Annotated in this window: 18 protein-coding genes and 1 tRNA gene; 8 read left to right on the top strand and 11 right to left on the bottom strand. The window is 63.6% G+C overall.

The genetic code is table 11. The annotated features are described in order from the left end of the window. Positions 1 to 834 precede the first annotated feature (834 nt). From F1599_RS11310 to F1599_RS11345, 8 genes are all read left to right on the top strand, one after another. Entirely contained in the window at positions 835 to 2160 is a 1326-nt protein-coding gene (locus F1599_RS11310) for a tyrosine-type recombinase/integrase (protein WP_150083161.1), read from the top strand. 259 nt (positions 2161 to 2419) lie between these two features. Continuing rightward, positions 2420 to 3184: a hypothetical protein gene (locus tag F1599_RS11315; protein WP_150083163.1), complete on the top strand. Its 765-nt coding sequence runs from the start codon at positions 2420 to 2422 to the stop codon at positions 3182 to 3184. 236 nt (positions 3185 to 3420) lie between these two features. After that, on the top strand, positions 3421 to 3630 hold the full coding sequence (locus tag F1599_RS11320; protein ID WP_150083165.1) for a DNA-binding protein: 210 nt from the start codon (positions 3421 to 3423) through the stop codon (positions 3628 to 3630). After that, positions 3630 to 4094: a helix-turn-helix domain-containing protein gene (locus tag F1599_RS11325; RefSeq protein ID WP_150083167.1), complete on the top strand. Its 465-nt coding sequence runs from the start codon at positions 3630 to 3632 to the stop codon at positions 4092 to 4094. Before F1599_RS11320 ends, F1599_RS11325 begins: the two co-directional genes overlap by 1 nt. Further along, the gene (locus F1599_RS11330; protein ID WP_150083169.1) at positions 4094 to 6079 is read left to right on the top strand and encodes an AAA family ATPase; all 1986 of its coding nucleotides are present in this window, start codon (positions 4094 to 4096) and stop codon (positions 6077 to 6079) included. The genes F1599_RS11325 and F1599_RS11330 overlap by 1 nt, the downstream gene beginning before the upstream one ends. Before the next feature lie 569 nt (positions 6080 to 6648). Further along, complete coding sequence (locus F1599_RS11335) at positions 6649 to 8235, top strand: class I SAM-dependent DNA methyltransferase (protein ID WP_150083171.1); 1587 nt, start codon at positions 6649 to 6651, stop codon at positions 8233 to 8235. After that, positions 8225 to 9538: a restriction endonuclease subunit S gene (locus F1599_RS11340; RefSeq protein WP_150083173.1), complete on the top strand. Its 1314-nt coding sequence runs from the start codon at positions 8225 to 8227 to the stop codon at positions 9536 to 9538. The genes F1599_RS11335 and F1599_RS11340 overlap by 11 nt, the downstream gene beginning before the upstream one ends. Then, entirely contained in the window at positions 9535 to 12657 is a 3123-nt protein-coding gene (locus F1599_RS11345) for a type I restriction endonuclease subunit R (RefSeq protein ID WP_150083175.1), read from the top strand. The genes F1599_RS11340 and F1599_RS11345 overlap by 4 nt, the downstream gene beginning before the upstream one ends. Positions 12658 to 13088: 431 nt before the next feature. Here F1599_RS11345 and F1599_RS11350 read toward each other — a convergent pair whose 3' ends face one another. The 11 genes from F1599_RS11350 to fmt form a co-directional block, all read right to left on the bottom strand. Next, positions 13089 to 13712 (bottom strand): hypothetical protein, encoded by a 624-nt coding sequence (locus F1599_RS11350; RefSeq protein WP_223819583.1) that lies wholly within the window; start codon positions 13710 to 13712, stop codon positions 13089 to 13091. 248 nt (positions 13713 to 13960) lie between these two features. Then, positions 13961 to 14935: a hypothetical protein gene (locus F1599_RS11355; RefSeq protein ID WP_150083179.1), complete on the bottom strand. Its 975-nt coding sequence runs from the start codon at positions 14933 to 14935 to the stop codon at positions 13961 to 13963. Beyond that, a complete protein-coding gene (locus F1599_RS11360; protein ID WP_150083181.1) occupies positions 14928 to 15602 on the bottom strand; it encodes a DUF6932 family protein in 675 nt (224 codons plus the stop codon). Before F1599_RS11360 ends, F1599_RS11355 begins: the two co-directional genes overlap by 8 nt. A gap of 835 nt (positions 15603 to 16437) precedes the next feature. Beyond that, a tRNA-Phe gene (locus F1599_RS11365) sits at positions 16438 to 16513 on the bottom strand. A gap of 66 nt (positions 16514 to 16579) precedes the next feature. Next, entirely contained in the window at positions 16580 to 17272 is a 693-nt protein-coding gene (locus F1599_RS11370) for a response regulator (protein WP_149317440.1), read from the bottom strand. A 56-nt stretch (positions 17273 to 17328) separates the two neighbouring features. Then, complete coding sequence (locus F1599_RS11375) at positions 17329 to 19788, bottom strand: sensor histidine kinase (RefSeq protein ID WP_150083182.1); 2460 nt, start codon at positions 19786 to 19788, stop codon at positions 17329 to 17331. Beyond that, entirely contained in the window at positions 19785 to 20780 is a 996-nt protein-coding gene (locus F1599_RS11380) for a DUF4390 domain-containing protein (protein ID WP_395895447.1), read from the bottom strand. Before F1599_RS11380 ends, F1599_RS11375 begins: the two co-directional genes overlap by 4 nt. Before the next feature lie 22 nt (positions 20781 to 20802). Next, on the bottom strand, positions 20803 to 22188 hold the full coding sequence (rsmB, locus tag F1599_RS11385) for a 16S rRNA (cytosine(967)-C(5))-methyltransferase RsmB (RefSeq protein WP_150083184.1): 1386 nt from the start codon (positions 22186 to 22188) through the stop codon (positions 20803 to 20805). Between the two features lie 359 nt (positions 22189 to 22547). Further along, positions 22548 to 23408 carry a zinc metalloprotease HtpX gene (gene htpX / locus F1599_RS11390; protein ID WP_149317436.1) on the bottom strand — a complete coding sequence of 287 codons (861 nt, stop codon included), beginning with the start codon at positions 23406 to 23408 and terminating at the stop codon, positions 22548 to 22550. A 185-nt stretch (positions 23409 to 23593) separates the two neighbouring features. Continuing rightward, complete coding sequence (locus F1599_RS11395; protein WP_150083185.1) at positions 23594 to 24244, bottom strand: LysE family translocator; 651 nt, start codon at positions 24242 to 24244, stop codon at positions 23594 to 23596. An 82-nt stretch (positions 24245 to 24326) separates the two neighbouring features. Next, a complete protein-coding gene (gene fmt, locus F1599_RS11400) occupies positions 24327 to 25331 on the bottom strand; it encodes a methionyl-tRNA formyltransferase (RefSeq protein ID WP_150083186.1) in 1005 nt (334 codons plus the stop codon). Positions 25332 to 25407: the final 76 nt, after the last annotated feature.

A 25407-nucleotide genomic window follows, 5' to 3' on the forward strand; every position in this document is an offset into this window, starting at 1 on the left:
GACGTGTCTGTCGGCGTCACGGCTCCCGAGCCGGAAACGGAGCCGGATCCCGACCCGGTGCCGCTGCCGGCGGCCGTACAGCCGGCGAGTCCGCATGCCATGGCAACAGCCAGGGCGGTGATGGATGCCATTGTTTTCATGTTGTTTTCCTCCAGCGGTGCGCTAAGTCCCCGTAGCGCTGACATGAACCCCGCGGTCGGGGGCCGTCCGTCAATATGCAATCGGCGTTCCCATGCGATGGCCAATGGCCTGGAGCGCTGCGATGGGTACGGGTCCGTCGGTGTCGCGGGAGGAAACGTTGCCGGCAGGGTAAGACATACCAACGCTTGTAAGCTTTGCCAGCGGACGTGGTGATCGTGATGCACGTGGCTGCCCAGCACGAAGCGCGAGCATTGCAGCGCAGGAGCGGGGCCGGGATGGTGAGCGCAGGCGGCTTGACGCTGGAACGCCGCGGCCACATTGCATGGCCCCGGGAAGCCGGAAAAAGCGAAGCACCAAAGATCAGGGCACCAAAGACCAGGGCACCAAAGACCAGGGCACCAAAGACCAGGGCACCAAAGACCAGGGCACCAATGAAAAACGGACGCCGAAGCGTCCGTTTTTCCTTTCAACCTGGTGGCCTGGGACGGAATCGAACCGCCGACACAAGGATTTTCAATCCTCGCATCGGAGGAATTTTTCCTAGCGCTGCATAGAAAAATGCTTGTTCTGCCCCAATACATCGCTGATTCGCTGTTGTACATGGTGATCTGGGTGGTTTAAAGTGCAAATAGATACCCGTGTGGCGCTTACATGGCGGTTACACGGACGACCACCAACATTGGGGAGGCAACCATGGCACGGGTCACGCTGACCGCCGGCCGCGTTCAATCGTTCCAGTGCGCGGAGGGCGCCAGTCAGTCGTTCTTGTGGGACAACGACCCGCCCCAACTCGCAGTCCGGGCGACGGCCAATGGCGCCAAGGCGTTCGTGTTCCAGGGCAAGATTCGCGGCCGCACGGTGCGCCTGACCATTGGCGGCGTGCGTATCTGGGGCATCGACGAGGCGCGCAAGGAGGCGCGCCGCCTGCAGCAGCTGATCGACGACGGCAAGGACCCCCGCCAGGTCAAGGCCGATGCCATTGCCGCCGAGCAGGCCCGGCGCGAGGCCGAGGAGGCGGCCCGTGCCGCCGAACTGGGCCGGCAGCAGCGCGAGTCGGTGACGCTGGGCGATGCCTGGACTGACTATGTAAAGGAGCGCACGCCGCATTGGTCCGAACTCCATCTGCGCGACCATCAGCGCATCATTCAGGCCGGCGGCGAGAAGCGCAAGCGTAGCGCCAAGCTGACCGAGCCGGGACCGTTGGCCTCGCTGGCCGGGCTACGCCTCGTGGACCTGACGCCGGCACGGCTCGAGGCGTGGGCGCGGCTGGAGGGCAAGCGCCGGCCGGCGCGCGCCCGACTGGCGCTGCGCCTTCTGAAAGCCTGCTTGGGCTGGTGCGCCGCGCACCCGGTCTACGCCGAAGTTGCTCGCGTTGACGTCGTCCGCAGCAAGAAGGCCCGTGAGTGCCTGGGCAAGCCGCAGAAGAAGGAAAACGTGCTACAGCGCGAGCAACTCGAGGCGTGGTTCGTCGCCGTGCGCCAGATCGACAACCCTATCATCAGCGCCTATCTGCAGGTCCTGTTGCTGACAGGCGCTCGCCGCGAGGAACTGGCCGGGTTGCGCTGGCAGGACGTGGATTTCCGTTGGAAGAGCATACGCATGGCGGACAAGATTGAGGGCCTGCGGATGGTGCCGCTGACGCCGTACGTGGCACGCCTGCTTGACACTCTCCCGCGCCGCAATGAGTGGGTCTTCAGCAGTCTGACATCGAAGTCTGGGCGCCTGACCGAGCCCAGCATCGCGCACCGCAAAGCCTGCGCGGTGGCGGGTCTCGATGTGTCGTTGCACGACCTGCGGCGCAGCTTCGCCACGTTGAGCGAGTGGATCGAGACGCCGGCCGGCATCGCCGCGCAGATTCAGGGACATGCTCCACAGGGGGTGCGGGAGCAGAACTACATACGCCGCCCGCTGGACCTGCTGCGCATGTGGCATTCCAAGATCGAAGCATGGCTGTTGGCGCAGGCAAGAGTAGCGTTCGACCCGGCGCAGAGTGACATGCGGTTGAGCGTGGTTGCCTGACTTTGCATGAGTGAGAGCGGCAGAACGTCGCCAGCGATACTGCCGGTTCGCTCGGACGGCGAGGCTACGGGCCGAGGGCCGTAGGTGTCGGCTCGGGCTTCGTCACCGCGTCCTCGGTTGCCCTATTCCGTCAGGTCGGCCATTGGTCAGACGAGCTGGCATGGTCGACCAGGGCCGTTTGGCCCGGCTGGCCGGCAGCCGTGCAGCATGCTTTAGGCGACCCGCCGCGCTCAGGTCCTCGATAAGGAGTAATCCGGCAATGGCTTTGGATGACTGGACGTCTCGCGATTCGCAGCGCATCACCATTCGCGAGCTGCTGGAAAGTGTCAGCGAGGCGAAATTCGCCCTTCTCGATCGCCGCTCAGGCGACGAGGATGAGCGGAGTGCCCTCAGATTCGACATGGCGGTTGCCCACGACGACTGGGAGCGACTGCTCCGGGCGCTCTGCGCATCGAGGCAAATCGTCGTTCGGGACGCGATGTCCGGCGTGCCGATCGGCGCTGTGCCTGTCGAGTCGGAGCGATGGTCGCGGTGCCTGGTGACGCTGGATGACGCTAACAAGTTCTGGCGCGAGCTGGGCCATGATGAAGACCTGTTCCAGGATTCCGCCGCGCACCGCGACGCCATGGTCACGCTTGAAGCTGAGCGGGGAGAGGCGATGCCGGAGGGACTTTCCACTCAAGAAGTGGCGGCAGTCTTTGACAACGTGGGTGGCTGGCAGGAATCGCACTGGAAAAACAACCTTGGCAAGTGCGGCAAGAAAGGGGGCGGGCAGTGGCTGCTGGACGCCCGGATGTCCGCTGGCTCTCGTGGCAAATATGCGGCTACGTGGAACCCGGTCCGGCTGGCTCAGCTGCTGCTGAGCAAAAAGCGCGCGAGCATGACGCAACTGAAGAAGTTGTTCGGAGAGCAAGCGTTGCTGCAGTCTTGGGACGCCGAGTGGAAAACGTTCCTCCAACACGATGAGTACTTCAACGACCCGACCTGGCGGTCAAGCATGCGCTCGTCGAAACGCGGCGCTTAATTAATTGCCTTCGAAAACTCTGCCCGAAGACTCTGGTTTCATAGCTTCGGAGAGCCTTCACCCCGCATAAAGACGGGGTTCTAAAACTCTCCCGAGAACTCTGACAGACACCGAGTTTCCAGAGTTGGCCCAAGCGATTCGCATGGAAGCGCGGGGCAACGCGGTGATTGGCAACGCCAGCCCGACTCCATGCAGCGCGAAACCGTCGTCCTGTTTCGCTCACTTGGAGTCATCACATGAAAGCGAACAAAGCCGTGGCAGCCATCCCCGGCGCCACGTCGCTGTCCACGGAAGAACTGGCCGTGGAACTGAAATGCTTGCCCCATTCGATCCGCAAGCGCTACAGCCAGACCGGCACCTACTGGGGCGTGCGGCCCATCAAGCTGCCTAATGGCCGCCTGTTGTGGCCCGCCGATACCGTCCAGCGCATCACGGAGGGGCGGTGATGAAGAAAGACCGCCACCACAACAAACCGGACGCAAGCGAGGCGCCCGCCCGCCATTCCGGCAACGTCTTCTTGAAGCGTACGAATACCGTCCGTGCCGGCGTGCTTGCGTGGATGCTGAAAGGTGAAGAGGTGACCGGCTTGGAGGCCGTCTTCAAACAGAGCACCACTCGCCTTGCCGCACATATTCATGCCCTCAGGAACAAGTACGGTTGGCACATTCATAGCCGGGATGTAGCGAAAGGTACCAAGGACGGTCGCGTTACCTGGGTGAAAGCCTACTCGCTGTCGGCGGCCACTCGTGAGGCTGCTTTTGCCGCTGGCGCGCGCGCATGGATCGAGGTGGTGGAGGCCGCCGCCGCCCACCGTCGTACGCAGGTCGGCGCCGCCAGGGCGAAAGCTCGTCGTCTCAATGCCAAGCGCGTGGACCCGCGTCAAGGTGACTTCTTTGGCGGGGTGGCCTGATGCAGGATGAAGTCGAGCGCGCCCGGTCCGCGCTGTTCTCGCTCGATCCCGGCTGCGCCCGGGCTGAATGGGTTCGCTATGGCATGGCAGCCAAGCAAGCAGGGTTGTCGTTTGACGATTTTCACTCTTGGAGTGCTCAAGCGCCCAATTACCGGGGCGAGTGCGACTGCCGGAAGGCGTGGGCGTCGTTTGGCGATGGTGCGGTAAAGACTGCCACGCTCTACCATGCTGCTCGCAGCTCGGGGTGGCAGCCAGGAAAAGGGGAGTCCCTCGGCTCGCAACTCGCTCGTACGCTGAACGTACATCCGCCGGTCTGCAGGGATGGGTCCAGCTTGCGGCGGCAGCGTAACAGCCTCGCATCGACGTTCGACAGCTACCCGCCTGCTGATGCAACCCATCCCTACATTGTGGCCAAGCGCGGCACCGCGGATGGTCTGCGTGTGGTTCCTATTGATGACCCGCTGACCATCAATGGGCATCGCGTCGCCGGTTGCCTGGCCGTGCCGGTCCGCTCTCTGGACGGCGCGCTGCTGACCATTCAGTACATCCCCGCGCCGGGCGGCGGCAAGAAGCTGAATGCGCCCGGCGCTTCGTTCGACGAGGGCATGTTGGTACTCGGTGAGGTGGTACCGGACGGCCGCGCCTATGTCTGCGAGGGCATCGGCACGGCATGGGCAGTGTTACGGGCCGACCCTGGTGCGGCTGCCGTGGTTGCCTTCGGGGCGGGCCGGTTCCGTATCGTGGCACTCGCCTTGCGGCGGCGTTACCCGCTTGCCAGCATTGTTCTGCTACCCGACCGTGGGAAGGAAGCCGAGGCACAGGCCATCGCGCGGGAAGTGCGTGGGGCCTGGGTCGAGATGCCGGCTGACAAGCCGCTGAACTACGACGCCAACGACTACGAGGCTGAGCACGATAGTGACACGCTGAAGCGGCTGCTGGCGGTAGTGAAGACACCGCCTATGCGGTATCGCTTGCAAGCGGGCGAGGAGCTGCTGACCGCGGCGCCGCTGCGCTGGCTGGTCCGGGGCGTCCTTCCAGCTGAGGGATTGGGAGCCTTGTATGGCCCGTCCGGCTCCGGCAAGTCGTTTCTGGCGCTGGACCTGTGCGCTGCCATTGCGGCCGGTGCGCCGGCGTGGTTCGGCCACCGTGTCAGCGCCGCGCCCGTTACGTATTGCGCGCTCGAAGGCGAGCGCGGCATGGGGAAGCGCGCGCGGGCATGGAGTACGCACTATCGGCAACCATTGTCCGGACGTCTTCGGTTCATCACGCAGGGCATTGATTTGCGCCAGCACACCGATACTAGCGACCTTGCGGCAGCCGTCCATGCTGCGGGCGGGCATGATGGGCTGTTGGTGATCGATACCTTGAATCGCGCTGCGCCGGGAGCGGATGAGAACGCCAGCAAGGACATGGGGCAACTCATCGAAGCCTGCAAGGATTTGCAGCGCCGTATCGGCGGTCTGGTTCTGTTGGTTCACCACACGGGCAAAGACGGCACGAAGGGCCTGCGCGGGCATAGCAGTCTGTACGCCGCCTTGGATGCTGCCATCGAAGTCACCCGCGCGGACAACCGCCGGGAATGGTTTGTCGCCAAGAGCAAGGACGACGAGGATGGGGAGCGTCATGCCTTCCTGCTTCGCGTCATGGAGCTGGACTGTGACGAGCACGGCGACCCGGTCACGTCTTGCGTTGTGACGGCGGACGAGGGGGTGGCGAAGGTCTGCCGCGTAAAGGTGCCGCAAGGGGGCAATCAACGGATTGCGCTCGACGCCTTGGCCCAGCCGCTGCGCGAGTCCAAGGTGTTTGGCCAGGGCGACGCGCCGCCGGGGCAGCCGTGCCTGAAGCTGGAGGAGGCGGTAGTAATTGTGGCCGGCGGCCTCACCTGCGACCCCAAGCGAAAGACCGAACGCGCCCGGCAAGCCATTGCCGGCCTCGTAACGCGCGGTATTTATGGGGTTAAGGACGGCTGGCTCTGGCGGCGGTAGTCCCAGCCTTCCCGTTCTCGCCCCCTATCTCTCTATAGGGGGCGGGAAAAAACGGGGAAGCGTGGGTCATCCCGAGAATCCCCATTTCGGAAAAAGCGGGAAAGAACGGGAATGAAGAGGGACGATCGGCTACGAGCACTGTCGGGGACGAGCCGAGTCGCCCTCCGTGAACGTGCAATCGGTACGCAACGTGGTACGCATGTAATGAGGCGTTTCGCGTGTTCGCAGTCAAGGCAGAAGCGCCTCCTGCCAGGTGCGGGCATTTTCGACATTCATCCAATAACGGCAGAGCAGCAGCTGGTCGCACGCCATCTCACGCCGACCATATTCCGGTAGCTAACGCCGACATCCCACCTACCGCGACGGCGCCTCTGATCTATACCCGCGGAGGTCAGCGCGTTCGTGCACATTTCGCGCTCGCCGCCCTCAAATCGCGTGTAAGCGAAGCCGTTGTCCAGCTTATGCCGCCTTCGTTGTGATGAGCGGAACGTGTCGGTCTGTGACGGCCAGGCCCGTTGGGCAGTATTATTCGCAAGTTTTCTTTACGTCTGACCCCTTTTTTACAGCGCATGAATCAAGACCTCAAAAAGACCTTGTGGGCCGCGGCCGACAAGCTGCGCGCTTCCATGGACGCTGCCGAGTACAAGCATATTGTCCTCGGCCTGATTTTCTTGAAGTACATCTCGGACGCCTTCGACGAGCGCCGGGCCCAGTTGCTGACCGCGTTCAAGGACGAAACGAACGACCTTTATCTGCCCGACGAGGCCGACCACGCTGACGCGCTGGAAGAGCGCGACTACTACACGATGGCAAACGTCTTCTGGGTGCCCGCCGCGGCACGCTGGGAGGCGCTTCGGGCCCAGGCCAAGCAGGCGGACATTGGTGTCCGGATTGACGCGGCGCTCGAAGTTATCGAAGCCGACAACCCGCGCCTCAAGGGCATCCTCGACAAGCGGTTCGGCCGCACGCAGTTGGAACCCGGGAAGCTCGGCGAGCTGGTGGACCTGATTTCGAAGATCGGCTTTGGCGAGGGGCACCACGCAAAGGACTTGTTAGGGGAAGTGTACGAATACTTCCTGGGGCAGTTCGCCACGGCCGAAGGGAAGAAGGGCGGACAGTTCTACACGCCTGCGTCAGTGGTCCGCGTCTTGGTCGAGGTGCTGGCGCCCCACCAGGGCCGCGTCTATGACCCGTGCTGCGGGTCGGGTGGCATGTTCGTCCAGAGCGAGAAGTTCATCGAATCGCACGGTGGCCGGGCCGATGACATCAGCATTTACGGCCAGGAAGCGAATCCGACGACTTGGCGCCTGGTTGCCATGAATTTGGCGATTCGTGGTTTGGCCGCTGACTTAGGTAAAGAGCCCGCGGATACGTTTCATCGTGACCAGCATCCCGACTTGCGGGCCGACTACGTACTCGCGAACCCGCCGTTCAATATCAGCGATTGGGGTGCCGAGCGGCTGGCTGATGACCGTCGCTGGGCGTACGGTACACCGCCCGCTGGCAATGCGAACTATGCTTGGCTCCAGCACATCCTGCATCATCTGAGTCCACGGGGTCAGGCGGGTGTGGTGCTCGCCAATGGCAGCATGAGCAGCAACCAAAACAGCGAAGGGGCTATCCGTCGCGCCATGGTCGAGGCCGATCTGGTTGATGTCATGGTCGCCCTGCCGCCGCAACTGTTCCTCAACACGCAGATTCCTGCGTGCCTGTGGTTCCTGGCCAAAGACAAGAGCGGGGCCTCCATCGCTGGTGCCAAGCCGGGTCGCGACCGGCGTGGCGAGGTCTTGTTCATTGACGCGCGGAAGCTCGGTCGCATGCAATCTCGCGTGGTCCGCGTATTCGATGACGAGGATATAGCCCGAATTGCCAAGACCGTACATCAGTGGCGTGCCGATGGGGAGGACGGCGCGGAGCAGCCGTATGCGGATGTGCCCGGCTTCTGCCGGTCAGTGAGGCAAGCCGAGATTGCGGAGCACGGCTATGTGCTCACGCCGGGCCGCTACGTCGGAGCCGAAGTAGCAGAGGACAACGACGAGGTTTTTAGTGAGGCGATGGACCGGCTAACAGCGCAACTTGCCGAGCAGATTGCAAAGTGCGCGGACCTCGACGCCGTGATTCGTGAAAAGCTCGGGAGGCTCGGATATGCAGTCTGAAGTCCGCCCACTTCGAGAGTTATGTAGCCTCATCGCGGATTGCCCGCACAGCACGCCAGTATGGACGGATGCGGGCTATATTGTCATCCGTAACCAGAACATCAAGAACGGACGGTTGGATTTGTCGTCGTCATCATTCACCGATGCACAGCATTTTGAGCAGCGGATTCGCCGCGCAAAACCCCGTGGAGGGGACATAATCTTTACCCGCGAAGCCCCGATGGGGCAGGTTTGCATGATTCCCAAGGGGCTGGAATGCTGTCTTGGACAGCGGCAAGTATTGCTAAGGCCCAACCCGGCGGTCGTTGATAGTCGATTCTTGTTGTATGCGCTGCAATCTCCTCAGGTACAGCACGAGATAGGATGGAATGAAGGCACTGGCTCGACGGTCAGTAATGTGCGCATTCCGGTTCTGGAATCGTTGAACATTCCGACCCCTTGCCTTAAGGTGCAGAAAGAAATCGCTGCCGTACTCGGTGCTATAGACGATCGGATAGATGTGCTTTGCGAAACGAATATAACACTAGAAGCTATCGCACAAACAGTCTTCAAAAGCTGGTTCATCGACTTTGACCCGGTACGCGCGAAGACTGAAGGCCGAGAGCCGGAAGGAATGGATGCAAAAATGGCGGAGTTGTTTCCGCATACATTTGCCAATTCCGCGCTTGGCGCTATTCCAGCCGGATGGAGAGTATCTCACGTCGGCCAAGAAATAAATTGTGTCGGAGGGGGCACGCCTAGCACGCAGGAAGGCAAGTACTGGGAACCCGCTATTCATTACTGGACGACGCCAAAAGATTTATCCCGCAACACATCCCCTGTGTTGTTAAGCACGGAGCGGCGCCTATCGGACGCGGGACTCGCGAAGGTCAGCAGTGGATTGCTCCCGGCTGGCACCTTGCTAATGTCATCGCGGGCGCCGATCGGCTATTTAGCTATTGCGCAGATTCCTCTCGCTGTGAATCAAGGCTACATCGCGATGCTTCCGGATGGAAATCTGCCCCCGCAGTATCTGTATTTTTGGTGCAAGGAAAATATGGATTCCATAAAGCAAAAAGCCAACGGCTCGACCTTCATGGAAATCAGTAAATCTATATTTCGGCAAATTCCTTTGATAGTTCCACCTCGCGGCATTGTCGAGTGCTTCATGGAGTTATCTGGCAGTGTGTTCGACCGCATTACAGCGGGGGAAAAACAACGGCTATCGCTGCAGGAATTGCGCGACTCGCTCCTCCCCCGTCTGATATCCGGCGAAGTTCGCGTCCCAGAAGGGGAGGCGCAACTGAACGAGGCATTGGCATGAGGGGTATCACGGAGGACGCAGTTGAACAGGCATTGGTTGAGTGGCTGGCCGCACTCGGCTGGCAGACCGCCCATGGACCTCATATATCGCCCCCAGACTCCAAGACGCCAGGCACGGAACGCGACACCTATCGTGATGTAGCACTGCGCCACCGGCTGGCTGCCGCCATTGCGAAGCTGAATCCGCACGTTCCCGCCGTCGCACGCGACGATGCGTTGCGCCAGGTGCTGAGCCCAAATGTGGTGGGCCTTGTCAACGTCAATCGTCAGCTCTACCGCTGGCTTGTAGACGGCGTGCCTGTCCAGTTCCAGAAGGACGGCGAAACGCGCGGGGACCGCGTCCGCCTCGTAGATTTCACCGACGTCGCCGCCAATGACTGGCTCGCCGTCAACCAGCTGTACATCCAAGGCCCGAAACGGCCTCGTCGACCGGATGTCGTGCTGTACCTCAACGGCCTGCCGATTGTCGTAATTGAACTGAAGAACCCCGGCGATGAGAACGCCGACATTTGGGCCGCCTGGAACCAGCTGCAGGCTTACCATCAGGACATCCCGGACCTGTTCAACACCAATGCCATCGAGGTCATCTCCGACGGCACCACCGCTCGTATGGGTTCCCTAACGTCGAACAAGGAGCGCTTCCTGGCCTGGCGCACCATCGACGGTCAAGAGACGGACCCGCTCGGCGCGATGCGGGAGCTCGAGACGCTGACGCGCGGCTTGTTCCGCCGGGACTACGTGCTTGAGTACCTGCGCCACTTCATCCTCTTCGAGGACGAGGGCCAACTTGTCAAGAAGGTCGCGGCATATCACCAATTCCATGCTGTACGCGCGGTCGTGCAGAGCGTGCTGCAAGCCTCCGCCCCGGGTGGGTCGCGCAAGGGGGGCGTCGTTTGGCATACGCAGGGTGCGGGCAAGAGCATTGAAATGACATGCCTGGCCGGTGCCCTGATGGCCCACGAGGGCATGGGCAACCCGACGCTCGTGGTCGTGACGGACCGCAATGACCTCGACAACCAGCTATTTGGGGTGTTTGCAGGCGCGAATGAACTGCTGCGTGAAACCCCCGTACAGGCCGACACCCGGCCCGAGCTACGCCGCCTACTGGCGAACCGTCCATCGGGCGGCATCATCTTCACCACTATCCAGAAGTTTACTCCCGGCGCAGACGAGGACACGTTCCCCGTGCTGTCCGACCGTCGCAATATCGTCGTGATTTGCGACGAGGCTCACCGAAGCCAATACGGCTTCGACGCGCGGCTGCCCAATACGAACAGCAAGGGTGAAAGCACGGCGGTCCGCTATGGCTACGCGCAATATTTGCGCGACGCGCTGCCAGAGGCCACTTTCGTTGCATTCACCGGCACGCCGGTATCGCTCGATGACCGTGACACTCGGGCCGTGTTCGGCGACTACGTCCACATCTACGACATCGAGCAGGCGGTAAAGGATGGGGCTACGGTGCCCATCTACTACGAGAGCCGCCTCGCTAGCCTGGAGCTGAAAGAGGAAGATGCCAGCGCACTCGATGACGAAGTGGACGAACTGACTGAGGACGAGGAAAGCGATGAGGCCAAGGTCGCGACGTTGCGCCGCTGGGCTGCGCTGGAGAGAATCGTCGGCGCACCGCCGCGTATCCAGAAGATCGCCGCCGACATCGTCTGCCACTTGGAGAACCGCCAATCCGTGATGGACGGCAAGGCGATGATTGTCGCGATGAGCCGCGACATCTGCGTGCATCTCTACAATGCGATTACGCAGCTTCGCCCGGAATGGCACAGCGACGACCCAACACAGGGTGCCATCAAGATTGTGATGACCGGCTCCGCATCCGACAAGGCAATGCTCAAGCCGCACATCTATCCCAAGAAGGTGCGCGACGACTTGGAAAAGCGCTTCAAGGACCCCCACGACCCCTTCAAGCTGGTGATTGTGCGGGATATGTGGTTGACCGGGTTCGATGCCCCGTGCATGCACACGATGTACATCGACAAGCCGATGCGCGGTCATAACCTGATGCAAGCCATCGCCCGCGTGAACCGGGTATTCAAGGACAAACCGGGTGGCCTGGTAGTCGATTACATCGGTATCGCCAACGAGCTGAAAGCGGCGCTGGCTACATATACGCAAGCCCGTGGGCGAGGCAAGCCGACTATCGACGCGCACGACGCATTGGCCGTCCTGATCGAAAAGATGGACGTGCTGCACGACATGCTCCATGGCGTCGATTACACGGCGTTTCGGACCCAGGCGTGGCAACTGTTGCCCGCTGTGGCCGACCATTTGCTGGGCCAGGATGATGGCAAGAAGCGCTTCGCCGACACGGTGCTGGCGGCGAGCAAGGCATTCGCCTTGTGTTGCACGCTCGAAGATGCGCTAGCCTATCGTGATGAATTGGCATTCCTGCAAGCCGTCAAGGCAGCGCTCATCAAGCATAGTGGTGCCGACAAGGCCCTGACGGACGAGCAGAAGGAACATGCTGTACGGCAGATTATCAGCCGGGCGGTGGTCAGCGACCAGGTCATCGATATCTTCTCTGCGGCCGGTCTGCAACGTCCGGACATCAGCGTCCTCTCCGACGACTTTTTGGAAGACGTGCGGCACATGCAGCAACGTAACCTGGCTGTGGAGTTGCTGGAACGCCTGCTGAAAGACCAGATCAAGTCCCGCTTCAAGGCCAACGTCGTGCAGAGCGCGAAGTTCTCAGAGCTCCTGCAGCAGAGCCTGACCCGCTACCGCAATCGCGCCGTTGAGACGGCCCAGGTCATCGAGGAGCTCATCGCCATGGCGAAGAAGTTCCAAGCTGAGGCAATGCGGGGCATGGAGTTGGGCCTGAGCCCCGACGAGATGGCGTTCTACGATGCGCTAGCCACTAACGAAGCCGCCGTGCGCGAGTTAGGCGACGAGACGTTGAAAAAAATCGCGGTGGAGCTGGTCGTGAAACTGCGCGGCTCCGTCACGGTAGACTGGGCGAAGCGGGAAGCTGTCCGGGCGAAGCTCCGCGTGATGGTGAAAACTCTGCTCAAGCGCTACAAGTATCCGCCAGACCGGCAGGAGGAAGCGACGAACGTCGTCATGAGACAGGCGGAGACGTTGTCGGCGGAGTGGGTTGCGGCGTAGACTCGCTCGACAAGTATCGGTATGGCAAGTAGCGCCCCCCCCCCCATTTACGAGACGAGTCACGATGACCCTTACCCGCGCAGTCGTTGACGGCATGGGAACAGATTAATGAGCCGAATTTCCCACGGCGTCATCCGGAGGATTGCTGATTTAAGGAGCGCTTCATGCCTATCGGTATCGTAAGCGCTTATTGCTTTTTCGCTTGGAGCCAAATCGCTTCGCCGCAGCGCATGCGGATTCGTCCTTGTGCTAACTATTCGCGACCGCCGTTCGGTAAAGCTGGGTGGATGACGGCTTCTCACGATTCGAAGGTTGCCATGTGAACACGGCCGAACGGCCTTCGAACTCAGATGAAAACATCTTGGCAACTGGTGCCACCTCAAAGCGAATAGTACGTAGGCGGTAGCGTATGCGCTGGCCCATCCGGTGAGTCAAGATCCCGGTGGATATGGAAGGCGAAGCTCCGCAAAGGTGGGTTGCTTCAATCGTGGGATTTCTGTGCGAGCAAAGTGGGTCGCGTATGTCTTGCCGTCGAAGCCGAGCGGAACAAGCTCTTTGGAGGCGAGCCATTTAGCGACTCGCGCGACAGCGCAAATGAAGACGGGGATTACGTTGACATAGATCTGATCTTGCGGATAGCGTCGTTGGGCTCCGTGGGAGGCAATGGAGACGAATGAAAGGTCTTCGTCCCACAGAGCGCGCAGCTTCTCGGGGTCTCGGATGGAAGCGTGTTCCAATCTCTTCGAAAAATCTTTGAGGAGCAGGAAATAATTCGAGGTGCCAGTCGCCACTCCACCATAGTTGGCAAGCAAGAACGCAGCCCCAGCCATTTTGACCAAGCCACCATTCATGTGCATTGCCTTGTTCCAACTGACGAAAAGGCTGTGGTCGCGATGATGGAGAGCATTGCGAAGGACGATCAATAGCGACGTATCGCCGTAGCCAAAATAGTCGAAGCCGGCAATCTTTTTCGTGACGTCGTAGAGGGTGTGAAAGGCCTCCAGCTTCGATTCGAAAGCACGATCAAGGTTGTTGATGGCCTCTTCCGGATCCACGGCGAATAGTCTATTGAAAGACACGCTTGCCTCAGCGTAAAGACGCATGCTGTTTGAAAGCGTTTCCCAAGCGTGCTGAGCGGGCTCCATTGCATCCCATAGTTTTTCTACGTCCTGTACATGCTACCAGGTATGTACTTGCAAACCCACGCCCGTGCATGTGATCTACCTAGAGGTCGAGGGTGCCAATGCGTTACAACTGTTCCCGGCTCATGAATGAAAAAGCCGCCTTGTAGGCGGCTTCCATTTCATTGGTCGTTGCCCGGCTCCGGCCGCACAAGCCGTTGCAGCGTATGCACTTGCCTTGGCGCTCGGTTACGCTCGCGCAGCTCACGGGTCTTAAGTTCGACGACCCACGGTGTTCGGGTGATGGCGCGCGGGTCGACTGGCGGATGCTCTTCGTCGCCTTGGCCATGAATCTGACGGAACACGGATGAGCTAAGTGTTCCCTTGAGGACCGCCTGCTGGCCGTCGACCATGGTGATGAGATCGAACCGTTTCGACTCGGGCAACACGAAAAGCGTGCCCGTCATTTCCACGTCGCGCTCTACGATTTCTATCGCTTGGGTACGCTCGCGCGCGCGCGATACCGCATGGCGATCGAGCAGGAAATCCCGCGTGCCATCGACGACCCGCATCGTTGCGCCGAAGTCGTCGAGACGTTGGAAAAATTGCCGAAGTGTGACCAGGAGTCGCTCATCCAGTTCAGATGCCGCTTCCTCAAACACAGCCTCATCGTCGGCACCAACTCGCGAAAGAATGTCAGCCACTTCGTCGACCGCTTCTTTCAGTGGCGTTTCGACTAGCTGGGCATCGTTGCCCGATTCCTCAAGCACAAAACCCACGGAGCCCCGCACGATGTTCGTTACGAGCATTTGTGAGGTATCGCCACCCGGCACAGGTCCGCGTTGGGCCAGTCGACCAAACTCACGACCAGAGTAACGCTTCGAAATTAGCGCCTGTAAATCCTCTAGTGCCTTGCCCGCGAAGTCAGCATTGATGCCGCGGGAGCCTTGGACGGGGCGCCCACCGAAAAACACGCCAAGCTCGGCGTGCGTGACCGGACGTGAGACAATCTGATCCAGTGCGTGTTTGATTTCTTCCTTGCGGGCGCTGAACTGATACCAGCCGATTGGGTCCTCTTCCTCGGTGAAGGACGTAAGCAATGCATCGACGGCAGAGAGATCGGCCTTGAGTGCGTCAACTTCGAGCTTCCTAAGCATCGTTGCCCCCCTGGTCATCAAACTGGAGGTTCTGCAGCATTATCCTCGCCTGTATGTCGTCAGACACCAGTGGCACCTGTACGATTCCCTTCCACAAGGCTGTTGCTCTTTGATGTGAGAACAGCCCAAACCAGTACCGCGTACGGTCAACAAGAAGTTCGGGACGCAGTTGCCTCATGTCGACAAAGAACGCATCACATTTATGTAGCCGTTTGGTCTCGCGAGGGTCGAACAACGCTTGGTTCTGCAAGACCCATGCGCGATAAGCGAGCGGGTCGGCGGATGGCGGCCCATAGGCAAAGGTGACGACGTCGATGTCGGCAGGCGGTCGCCCCCTCGAATGCTCCACGTCTTCGACAAAACTTCCATCAAACCATTGAAACCCTTGAGTAATGCCGATATTTCGCAGCGCTTCGCGGTAGGCGATTAGCCCATCAAGAAGATCGGCGCGATGCCGGGATGTTGCAAACTGCTGCGCAAACTCCAAAAACTCGGCCCGGTACGGCGACATAGTTGCCGACTGAGTGGGGTCGGCGCCAGTGTATGGCGGCAGGACCATCGAGGCATTGAATCGAGGTAGCACGCTGTTCCCATGATCAATTTTGGGATGGCAATTATCGCAAAAAGCGGTCGGATGCAGCCATTTACAGGGGTTACATTTGGTCATCTACGGTGCGCTGGCCCTGTCTCCGGCATCGAGCTGCCCCTAGCGCGCCTCTTCAGCCGTCATCAAGCGTGCCAGCCACCTCATCAACGTCCTTGATGACGACCATCGGCAGAGCGGCGTCCGCTTACGGTGCTCCGGGATAGCCATCACCCGCCAAAGGCGGGATAGCGCCCATGAAATGGTTAGGCGGTGATTCCCGCCCCTCGCGCGCTATTTTCGCAGGAATTCTGGTACTTCGGTGTCAACTGCCGAGGCGCGGAATTCCGAAGCTGCGCGACGTACGACCCAGTGGGTGCCATCAGGGCCGTGCTTGCACATGGTGATATACCCAGACCTTTCTCGCGCGGTCGCCTCTCGCCGGCGCTGCCGCTGGTCTACCAGGCACCACACCCGCACGATCAACCATAGGCCCGCCGCCCCAAATAGGATGGTGCCGAGAACAACAGCTGCAGTACTGTGCATGGGCGTCTCCTCCGGTCAATCAATCGATTGTAGGCGGAACCAGGTCGTCAGTAGCCGCCGAGCACCCTATTCGCCTTCTCGACTGGGCAGGCGCTGGGCTAGGTAAGTGGTGACAGCCAAGAGGAGCGGGCGGCGCCCCTCACCATGCCCGTTGCAGACGCGGGAGGCACCTCTGAGAGGCGCGGTGTCGTACCGCTGAACGCGCGGAGTGTCCCATCGGGGCGATGGTCGCCATTCCGCTATGCCACTAAGGGTTTTTTCAATGCCATGAGCTTGGAGGGAACCGTTGCCGCAACCGCTTACAAGGGGATTACACGGGACTACAAACGAACAAGGGGTTACAACGCGACGCGCTGTAACCCCTTGATAATACTGGTGGCCTGGGACGGAATCGAACCGCCGACACAAGGATTTTCAATCCTCTGCTCTACCGACTGAGCTACCGGGCCAAAGAAGCGAAACTATAACAGCGGGCATGGGACTGGTCAACCCCCCGCCGCGCCGAATCGTCATCCTTACTGCTCGGCCGGCTCCGGCTTGTTGCGGCTCAGCTCGACGCCGAGCTGCTTGAGCTTGCGATACAGGTGGGTACGCTCCAGGCCGGTCTTCTCGGCCACGCGCGTCATGCTGCCGTGCTCGCGCAGCAGGTGGTATTCGAAGTAGGCGCGCTCGAACATGTCGCGCGCCTCGCGCAGCGGCATGTCGAAGGAGAACTGCATTTCGGCTTCGGGTACGCGCTGCGGCGTGCCGTTGGCGGACGCTTCCGTGGGCGCGGTCTCGGCGGCGCGGGCGGCGGGCTCGGCGGCCGGGGCCGCGGGCGCGGCTGCCGCGCGCGGACGTTCCTGGCCGCGTGCCAGGCCCTGCTCGACCGCGGACAGCAGCTTCTGCAGCGCGATCGGTTTCTCCAGGAAATTGAGCGCGCCGATCTTGGTCGCTTCCACCGCGGTATCGATGGTCGCGTGCCCGGACATCATGATCACGGGCATCGTCAGCTGGCCTTGCGAGGACCATTCCTTGAGCAGCGTCACACCGTCGGTGTCCGGCATCCAGATGTCGAGCAGCACCAGGTCGGGCGTATTGCCGGCACGGTATTCACGGGCTTGTTGCGCGTTTTCGGCTACTTCGACTACATGGCCTTCGTCGCTGAGGATTTCCGAGAGCAGTTCACGGATACCCATTTCGTCGTCGACTACGAGGATGGTTGCCATACTTTCCTCTTAACCCCTCCGCGGCGTTCCGGGTCGGACCGCATCATCATGCATCGCTATGCCAGCTTGGCGAACAGGATGGATATCTGGGCGCCGGCGACTTCGGTGCCCTCCATGCGATTGCGCAGCTCGATGCGCGCCCCATGTTCGTCAATGATCTTCTTCACCATCGCAAGACCCAGACCGGTCCCCTTCGCCTTGGTCGTCACGTATGGCTCGAACGCGCGGCTGAGGATGCGTGGGGCGAACCCCGGACCATTGTCGGCGATGGTCAGCTTGACAGCCTGGCGGCTTTCGCCGGAGGCATCTTTGTATTCTACAGTCTCGGTGTGCAGAGCGATACAAGGCGCCGGACGGCCCGCCGCCACGTTCTCCGCCACCGCATCCTGCGCATTCTGCAGCAGATTGTGTATCACCTGCCGAAGCTGGGTCGGGTCACCCTTGATGTCGGGCAGATCGTCGGCCAGCGACGGATGAATCACGGGATGCTCGTGCAGGCCGGGATCGTCGATGCCGTACAGATGCAGGACCTCGGCCACCAGCCCATTGAGCTGCAGCGTCTGCAGCATCGCCGGCGGCGTGCGCGCGTAGTCGCGGAAATCGTCGACCATGCGCTTCATCGCCGCTACCTGGTTAACGATCGTGGTGGCGCCGCGCTTTAGCACGTCCGCGTCATTGCCTTCGAGCTTGGGCGCGAGCTTCATCTGCAGTCGCTCGGCCGACAGCTGGATCGGCGTCAGCGGGTTCTTGATTTCATGCGCGAGGCGCCGGGCCACTTCGCCCCATGCGACCGACCGTTGAGCCGAAATCACATCGGAAATATCGTCGAACACGACCACGTAGCCAGGCTCGGCATGGTCGGTGATAGCGTCGCCGCCCGGCAGCCGCGCGCCGCGCACCAGCAGCGTCAGCGGCTGTTCCTCGTCGCCGTGCGGCAGTTCGATCTGCTTCTGCCAGTGCGCGGCGCCGCCGAGCACCTCGCTGGTGCTCTGCTCCGAGAAGGCCTGCCGCACAATCTCGCCGAACGCCGCCATGCCGGGAATCGCCTCGACGGGATGGCCGATGGTCGGCCCGAGCGGCTGCCCGAAGATGCGCTCGGCACCGGGATTGGCGGTCACCAGCGAGAAGCGCCGGTCCATCACCAGCACGCCGGCAGTCAGGTTCTGGAGCACGCTTTCGAGGAAGGCCTTCGATTGCTCGAGCGCGGCGCGATTCTGCTCGACCGCCAGGCGCGCCTCGGCCAGCTGACGCGTCATCATGTTGAACTGCTGGGTCAGCATGCCCAGTTCATCGCGGCTCTTGAGCTCGCGCTTGGGCGACAGATCGCCTTCGGCGACTTCCTTGGTTCCCTGCAGCAGCATCAGCAGCGGCCGCGCCAGCTGGCCGCCGAGCAGCAGCGCCAGCATCACGGCGATGAAGACCGCGAGGAACAGCGTCAGCGTCAGCGTGCCGATATACATCTTGCGCAGGCCGGTGCGGCCCAGCGCCTTTTCCTGATAGTCCTGGTAGGCGCGCTGGACTTCGTCGGCATTGCGCGCAAGCACGGCGGGGACCGGATGCACGATCTGCAGATAGCGTTCCTCGCGTACCGTATCGCCGATCAGGCCGAAGCCCGACGAAGGATAGTCCTCGGCGCGCCGCTCCAGCGACAGCCCCGAGCCCGCCCAGCGATCCTTGCCGGCGGGACGTGGCGCCGCGCCCAGCGACGATTCGTCGGCCGGCGTCGCGGGGCCGAGCGGAATGATCACGCGCAGCCGGTACAGGTGATTGGCGTCGGCGCGCTCGGCCTGCGGATGGCCATCGCTGCCGCCGTCGGTGCCCGGATCGGTGCCGCCCTCCACCGCCGCATAGCCGCCCGCGAGCCGCGCCTGCTCGACCAGCACGCCGGACGGCAGGCTCGGCACCAGCATCGCGTAGTTGCTCGACGCGGAAGCGATCACGCGCCCGCCGCCGGTGAAGATCGAGGCCTCCTGCACGCCGTACTGCTCGCGCAGCCGGTTCAGCTGCAGCGAGTTGGTGGGCTCGCTGGCGCTGATGATCTGGTCGCTCATCTGCCGCGCCTTGGCCTGCAGATCGGCCAGCGCGCTGTCGATGGTAGAGCGGCCCAGATTCAGGCCCGCCTCGAGCGCGGTTTCGACACGCACGTCGAACCACGACTCGATGCTGCGCGAGACGAATTGCAGCGACACCAGATAGATCAGCACGCCCGGCAGCACGCCGACGATGCCGAAGAACAGCGCCAGCTTGGTCATCAGCCGCGTGCCGAACTTGCCGCGGCGATAGCGCACCCACAGCGCCACGGCGAGCGCGCCGATGATCAGCACCATCAGCACGCCGATCACCAGATTGATCTTGTACAGCAGCGTGAAATAGCGGTCGAAGAATTCGGTGTTGGCCGACGCGGCCGCCAGCAGCATCACCAGCACCAGCGCCAGGAAGACGATGGTGCCGGCGACCACGCGGCTCAGTACGCGGCGGAGCCGGCTGTCGAGCACGCTGTTCAGCGGGGAGATCATGACCTGGCGGCCGGCGACGACAGCGAGCCCGGCGCCAGCATGCCGGCGACCGGGCGCCCGAAAGCCGGCGACGGACGGACGTTACCGATGCCCGGGGCCGAGGCCGGCGCAGCATTGGGCGTGGAGGCAGGACCTGGTGCGCTGGCCGGAGCGTTGCCCGGCGCGGCACCCGGTGCGGACGGCGGCATCGACGCCGGAGCCGAGGCCTGTCCCGTTGCAGCCGCGGCCGGCGAAGCGTTCGCGGGCGAGGCCGCATGTCCGTTTGCCGGTGCGGGCGTTGGCGCGGCGGGCGAAGCGGGGGCAGCGGGTGCAGGCGGCGCGGCGGGTGCGGGCGGCGGTGCCGGCGGGGCTTCGGCCACCGGCGTATAAGCGAAGCGCCGCCAGTCGGACGACAGATTCCAGTCGCGCGTATTGACCGCGTTGATCTGGAACGGCTTGGGCAATTGCGACAGGTCGAGGCGCATGCGGACCTCGGCCTGGTAGGGCACGCCGAGCTTGACGTCGCCGCGCTCGAACACGCGCCAGCCACGCACCTGCTTGATGAAATCGAGCGCGCCCTTCAGGCGCATGAACGGCAGCTGCAGTCCGCCGGTCGAGACCCGGTACTGCCGCGTCAGCGGATGGAAGGTCAGCCTGACGCTGCGGCTGGTGCTGACCGGCTTTTCGTCGAACCAGTACCAGCGCGGGCGGCTCAACTGGAAATCCACCGCGAAATACAGAGGGATGCCCTTGTGCAAGGCGTCCTCCAATGCCGGCGACAATTCGAAGTCGAAGGCGGCGTTCAGTTCGAAGCCGCCGTCCTGATATTCGACGCGCGCCTCGCGGATGTCGATGTTCTGTGCGTGCCCGGCGCGGGGCGACAACGCGCTCGCGCACAGGACCAGCACCATCAGCAGCAGCCACGCCAGCCGGCGCAGCGCGGCCACGCCGATACCGGCATGGTCTGCTGCGGATCCGCACGCCTTGTCGTCATGGGCACGGAGGACGGACAAGCGAAGCGGTGCGAGCATCGGATCAGAGGCGTTTCTGGAAGCGGGCGTAGAAGAAACCGTCGTGGTCCGACGGCAGGCCATCGTGGCTGCCAGTCCCGCCATCAGCCACGCCATTTGGGATACTGCCGGGCAGCAGCTGGCCGGGCGCCTGCAATCGTATCGCATCTGGTAGCTGGGCACCAAACCACTGCGCCTGCTCCTCGCCCTCCGTTGGGAAAATAGAACAAGTCACATACACCAGAATGCCGCCCGGTTTCAGCAGCGGCCACAGCTGCGAGACGATGCGGCGCTGCTCGTTGACGAGCTTGCCCAGATCGCTCTCGCGGCGCAGCCAGCGGATATCGGGATGGCGGCGCACGATGCCCGAGGCCGAGCATGGAACATCGGCGAGGATGCGATCGTACGGCTTGCCATCCCACCAGGCCTGCGGCCGGCTCGCGTCGCCGATCACCACCTGCGCGCGCTGGTGCAGCCGCGCGAGATTCTCGTCGATGCGCTGGGCGCGCGCGGCATCGCTCTCGACCGCGGTCAGTTCCACGTCGGCCAGTTCGAGCAGATGGCCGGTCTTGCCGCCGGGCGCGGCGCAGGCATCGAGCACGCGCTGGCCATCGGCGATCTCGAGCAGCGGCGCGGCGAGCTGCGCGCCGGCGTCCTGCACCGAGACCTCGCCGCTGTCGAAGCCGGGCACCTGCGCCACCGGCAGCGCGCGCGCCAGGCGCACCGCCTGCGGGCCGACGCGTTCGGCCGCGATGCCCGCGGCGGCGAGGCGGGCCAGATAGTCGTCGAGCGCAACGCGCGCGGTATTGACCCGCAGCGTCATCGGCGGCCGCTCGCTCGCACTGCCCGCCAGCGCCTGCCAGCGGTCGGGATAGGCCTCGCGCAGCAGGCGCAGCCACCATGCCGGGAGGTTCCAGCGTGCCTCCTCGTCGCGGCGCACCTCGGCCAGCAGCGCCTCGCGCTCGCGCAGGAAGCGGCGCAGTACCGCATTGACCATGCCGCGCGCATGCGCGGACTTCGGATCGGAAGCGGCGGCGTTGACGGCCTGGTCCACCACGGTGAAGGCCGCATAGCCGCCCTGTCCTCCGCCCTGCGCGCCATCTTGCCCCTGTTCCTTGTCGCCCTCGATCAGCAGCGTCAGCGCGACCGCGAGCAGCGAATCGACCAGCGCGCCCGGCGGGCGCGACACCATGCGCGTGACCAGCGCACGCACGGTGCCGAACTGCCGCATGGTGCGATAGGCCAGGTCCTGCAGTGCGCCGCGCGCGCTCGCGTCACGCGTACGCTCGAGCCGGTACTGCGCGCAGGCGGCTTCGATCGCCTGCGGCAGCGCGCTGCCCTCGTTGACGCCACGCACCGCGGCCGCGGCGGCGAGCATCTGGAAGGCAAGGGAATCGGGAGGCAAACGCATGGATCGGACACCGTGAGGAAACGAACAAATAAAGGGCACTGCGGGCAAAACCGCGGGCACAACGGCGGGCGGCACTACGCGCAGAACTCGCGCGTGGAAATACCCGCGGAAACCGCGGCCGGGGCGCGCCGCGGATCGGCATCGCGCCGCGCGTGCGGGCATCGCCCGCGCATCAAAAAGCCCGCCGGCTCGCGAGGAGCAAGGCGGGCAGTTTACCCTGTCGGCGCGGACCGGCCGCCGTGGCGGCCGGCGCGCGGCTCCGAACGGATCCTCGAACAGGCCTTCTAACAGGCCCTTGATCACGCTCTTGATCAGGCCGTCAATGAGGCCGTCAACGAGGCCGCCGATCGGCGCTTCGATCAGACCGGATACGTACCGGTCTGCGCCATCTGCATCAGCCGCGCGACGCGCTCCTCGGTGGAAGGGTGCGTCGAGAACAGATTGGCGATGCCGCCGCCCGACAGCGGGTTCAGGATCATCATCTGCGCGGTGGCCGGATGCTGCTCGGCCGCCTGGAACGGAATGCCGCGCGCATAGCGGTCGATCTTGTCCAGCGCCATCGCAAGTGCCTGCGGATCGCCGCTGATCTCGGCACCGCCGCGGTCCGCCTCGAATTCGCGGGCGCGCGAGATCGCCATCTGGATCAGCGAGGCGGCCAGGGGCGCCAGGATCGCCATCGCGATGCTGGCGATCGGATTGGCCGGACGGCCTTCCTCGTCGCGTCCGCCGAAGAACATCGCGAAGTTGGCCAGCGCAGCGATCGCACCGGCCATCGTGGCCGCGATCGTCGAGATCAGGATGTCGCGATGCCGGACGTGCGCCAGTTCGTGCGCCATCACGCCGCGCAGTTCGCGGTTGCTCAGCACGCGCAGGATGCCGGTGGTCGCCGCGACCGCCGCGTTCTCGGGATTGCGGCCGGTGGCGAAAGCGTTGGGCGCGTCCTCGTCGATCAGGTAGACGCGCGGCATCGGCAGGCCGGCACGCTGCGCCAGTTCCTGCACCATGCCGTAGAACTGCGGGGCACTGGCCGCATCGACTTCCCGCGCGTTGTACATGCGCAGGACCATCTTGTCCGAGAACCAGTACGAGAAGAAATTCATGCCGAGCGCCATCAGCAGCGCGAACATCATGCCGCTGCGGCCGCCGATCATGCCTCCGATGACGATGAACAGCGCCGTGATGGCCGCCATCAGCATGAAGGTCTTGACCCAGTTGAACATTGCCGTGGTCTCCGTGGTGACGCCGTCGCGCGCCCGGGCGCCCTGCCTGCGCGGCCGCATTGCGACCCTGTTGTCGCAGTATCAGCCGCCGTATCGGGGCGTCCGCGCGCGATCGTGCGGTGACGGTTAGATAGGGGCCGGGCCGCTAAATTCAATGCCGGCAAGGGTTTTTGCCGGCCGCGGCGCTAGCGCTGCGTCATCGCCAGGCGCGCGCCCAGGCCGATGAAGGCGGCGCCGATCACGCGGTCGAGCCAGCACTTCAGGCGCGGCGCTTCGCTGGCCCGCCGCGTCAGCGTGCCGGCCATCCACGCCACCATCGAGTTCCAGACCGTCGACATCGCCACCATGATCGCGCCCAGCGCGAGGAAGGCCAGTGCCTGCTGGCCGGCGCGCGGATCGACGAATTGCGGGAAGAACGACACGAAGAACAGGATCACCTTCGGGTTCAGCACGTTGGTCAGGAAGCCCTGCATGAACAGCGCGCGCAGGCTGCGGCGGTCGGTGGCGGGCGCTTGGGCCGTCGCCTGGGTGCCGCCTGCCGGCGTGCGCCAGCTCGACGACAGCAGCCGCAGGCCCAGCCAGGCCAGATAGGCGCCGCCCGCGTACTTGATCACCGTGAAGGCCACCGGCGAGGCGGCCAGCACCGCGGTCAGGCCGAACGCGGTCGCCAGCGCGTGCACGCAGCAGCCGGCGCTGACGCCCAGCGAGGACATCACGCCAGCGGCGCGGCCCTGTGCCACGCTGCGGCCGACGATATAGGCGGTATCGGGCCCCGGTGTCACGTTCAGCAGAAACACGGCGCCGATGAAGAGCGGCAGGTCGACGATGCCCAGCATGATGGTCGGTCCTCGCGGAAATGGGTTCGACTTGACGAGCGGGGCGTGAGTCGCGCGCCCACCGCCCGGACGATCGCCGCGATTATGCCGCGCCGCCGGGCACCGCGCAGCGCGTGCCGGCCGGCAGCGGCGTGCCCTGCAGGAAGGCCTGCGCGGGCAGGCGCCGGCCGCCGGCCTTCTGCAGTTCGGTGATGCGCAGCGCGCCTTCGCCGCAGGCGATCACCACGCCCTGCGCGTCGGCGGCGAGCACCGTACCGGGTGCAGCGTCGCCATGCTCGGGCGCGCGAGCCAGCGGCTGCGCCTGCCAGCACTTGATCGCCGCGTCGCCGATCTGCACGCTGGCGCCCGGGAAGGGATTGAAGGCGCGGATCTGCCGGGCGAGTTCCACCGCGGCGCGGCGCAGATCGAGCCTGGCCTCGTCCTTGCCGATCTTCTCGGCATAGGTGACGCCCTGCTCCGGCTGCGGCTCGGCCGGCAGCGCGCCGTCGGCCGCCAGCCGCCGCAGCGCCTGCACGATCATGCGGCCGCCGAGCGCCGCCAGCGTGTCGTGCAGCGTGCCGGTGGTAGTGTCCTCGCCGATCGGCACCGCTTCGCGCGCGATCATCGCGCCGGTATCGAGGCCCTCGTCCATCTGCATCAGCGTGATGCCGGTCTGCGCGTCGCCCGCCTCGATGGCCCGGTGAATCGGCGCGGCGCCGCGCCAGCGCGGCAGCAGCGAGGCGTGGATGTTCAGGCAGCCATGGCGCGGCAGCGTCAGTACCTCGGCCGGCAGGATCAGGCCATAGGCGGCGACCACCATCACGTCGGGCGCCTGCGCGGCGAGCGCGTCGATCGCGGCGACCGCTTCCTCGGGATACTTGCCATGGCGGCGCAGCGAGCGCGGCTGCAGGATCGGACCGAGCCCCTGCGCCAGCGCATGCTGCTTGACCGGACTGGCCTGCAGCTGCATGCCGCGTCCCGCCGGCCGGTCCGGCTGCGTCAGCACCGCCACCACCGGAAAGCCGGCCTCGACGATGGCCGCGAGCGCGACGCGCGCGAATTCGGGCGTGCCGGCAAAGGCGACGCGCAAGGGGGCGGGGCTGGTCATGGAACGCTCCGGCTGGACGGTTGGACTCTGAAAGGCAACACCGGCCGCGAGGGCGGCCGGTGCGGAGACTGCAAGG

Source organism: Cupriavidus cauae, assembly GCF_008632125.1.
GTDB classification, from domain to species: Bacteria; Pseudomonadota; Gammaproteobacteria; order Burkholderiales; family Burkholderiaceae; genus Cupriavidus; species Cupriavidus cauae.

Excerpts from the sequence above, each read along its gene's own strand:
- F1599_RS11310 (WP_150083161.1), top strand. The coding sequence starts at position 835 with ATGGCACGGGTCACGCTGACCGCCGGCCGCGTTCAATCGTTCCAGTGC.
- htpX (WP_149317436.1), bottom strand. The coding sequence starts at position 23,408 with ATGTTCAACTGGGTCAAGACCTTCATGCTGATGGCGGCCATCACGGCG.
- F1599_RS11375 (WP_150083182.1), bottom strand. The coding sequence starts at position 19,788 with ATGATCTCCCCGCTGAACAGCGTGCTCGACAGCCGGCTCCGCCGCGTA.
- F1599_RS11355 (WP_150083179.1), bottom strand. The coding sequence starts at position 14,935 with ATGCTTAGGAAGCTCGAAGTTGACGCACTCAAGGCCGATCTCTCTGCC.
- F1599_RS11315 (WP_150083163.1), top strand. The coding sequence starts at position 2,420 with ATGGCTTTGGATGACTGGACGTCTCGCGATTCGCAGCGCATCACCATT.
- F1599_RS11370 (WP_149317440.1), bottom strand. The coding sequence starts at position 17,272 with ATGGCAACCATCCTCGTAGTCGACGACGAAATGGGTATCCGTGAACTG.
- rsmB (WP_150083184.1), bottom strand. The coding sequence starts at position 22,188 with ATGCGTTTGCCTCCCGATTCCCTTGCCTTCCAGATGCTCGCCGCCGCG.
- F1599_RS11360 (WP_150083181.1), bottom strand. The coding sequence starts at position 15,602 with ATGACCAAATGTAACCCCTGTAAATGGCTGCATCCGACCGCTTTTTGC.
- F1599_RS11320 (WP_150083165.1), top strand. The coding sequence starts at position 3,421 with ATGAAAGCGAACAAAGCCGTGGCAGCCATCCCCGGCGCCACGTCGCTG.
- fmt (WP_150083186.1), bottom strand. The coding sequence starts at position 25,331 with ATGACCAGCCCCGCCCCCTTGCGCGTCGCCTTTGCCGGCACGCCCGAA.
- F1599_RS11395 (WP_150083185.1), bottom strand. The coding sequence starts at position 24,244 with ATGCTGGGCATCGTCGACCTGCCGCTCTTCATCGGCGCCGTGTTTCTG.
- F1599_RS11340 (WP_150083173.1), top strand. The coding sequence starts at position 8,225 with ATGCAGTCTGAAGTCCGCCCACTTCGAGAGTTATGTAGCCTCATCGCG.
- F1599_RS11335 (WP_150083171.1), top strand. The coding sequence starts at position 6,649 with ATGAATCAAGACCTCAAAAAGACCTTGTGGGCCGCGGCCGACAAGCTG.
- F1599_RS11330 (WP_150083169.1), top strand. The coding sequence starts at position 4,094 with ATGCAGGATGAAGTCGAGCGCGCCCGGTCCGCGCTGTTCTCGCTCGAT.
- F1599_RS11325 (WP_150083167.1), top strand. The coding sequence starts at position 3,630 with ATGAAGAAAGACCGCCACCACAACAAACCGGACGCAAGCGAGGCGCCC.
- F1599_RS11345 (WP_150083175.1), top strand. The coding sequence starts at position 9,535 with ATGAGGGGTATCACGGAGGACGCAGTTGAACAGGCATTGGTTGAGTGG.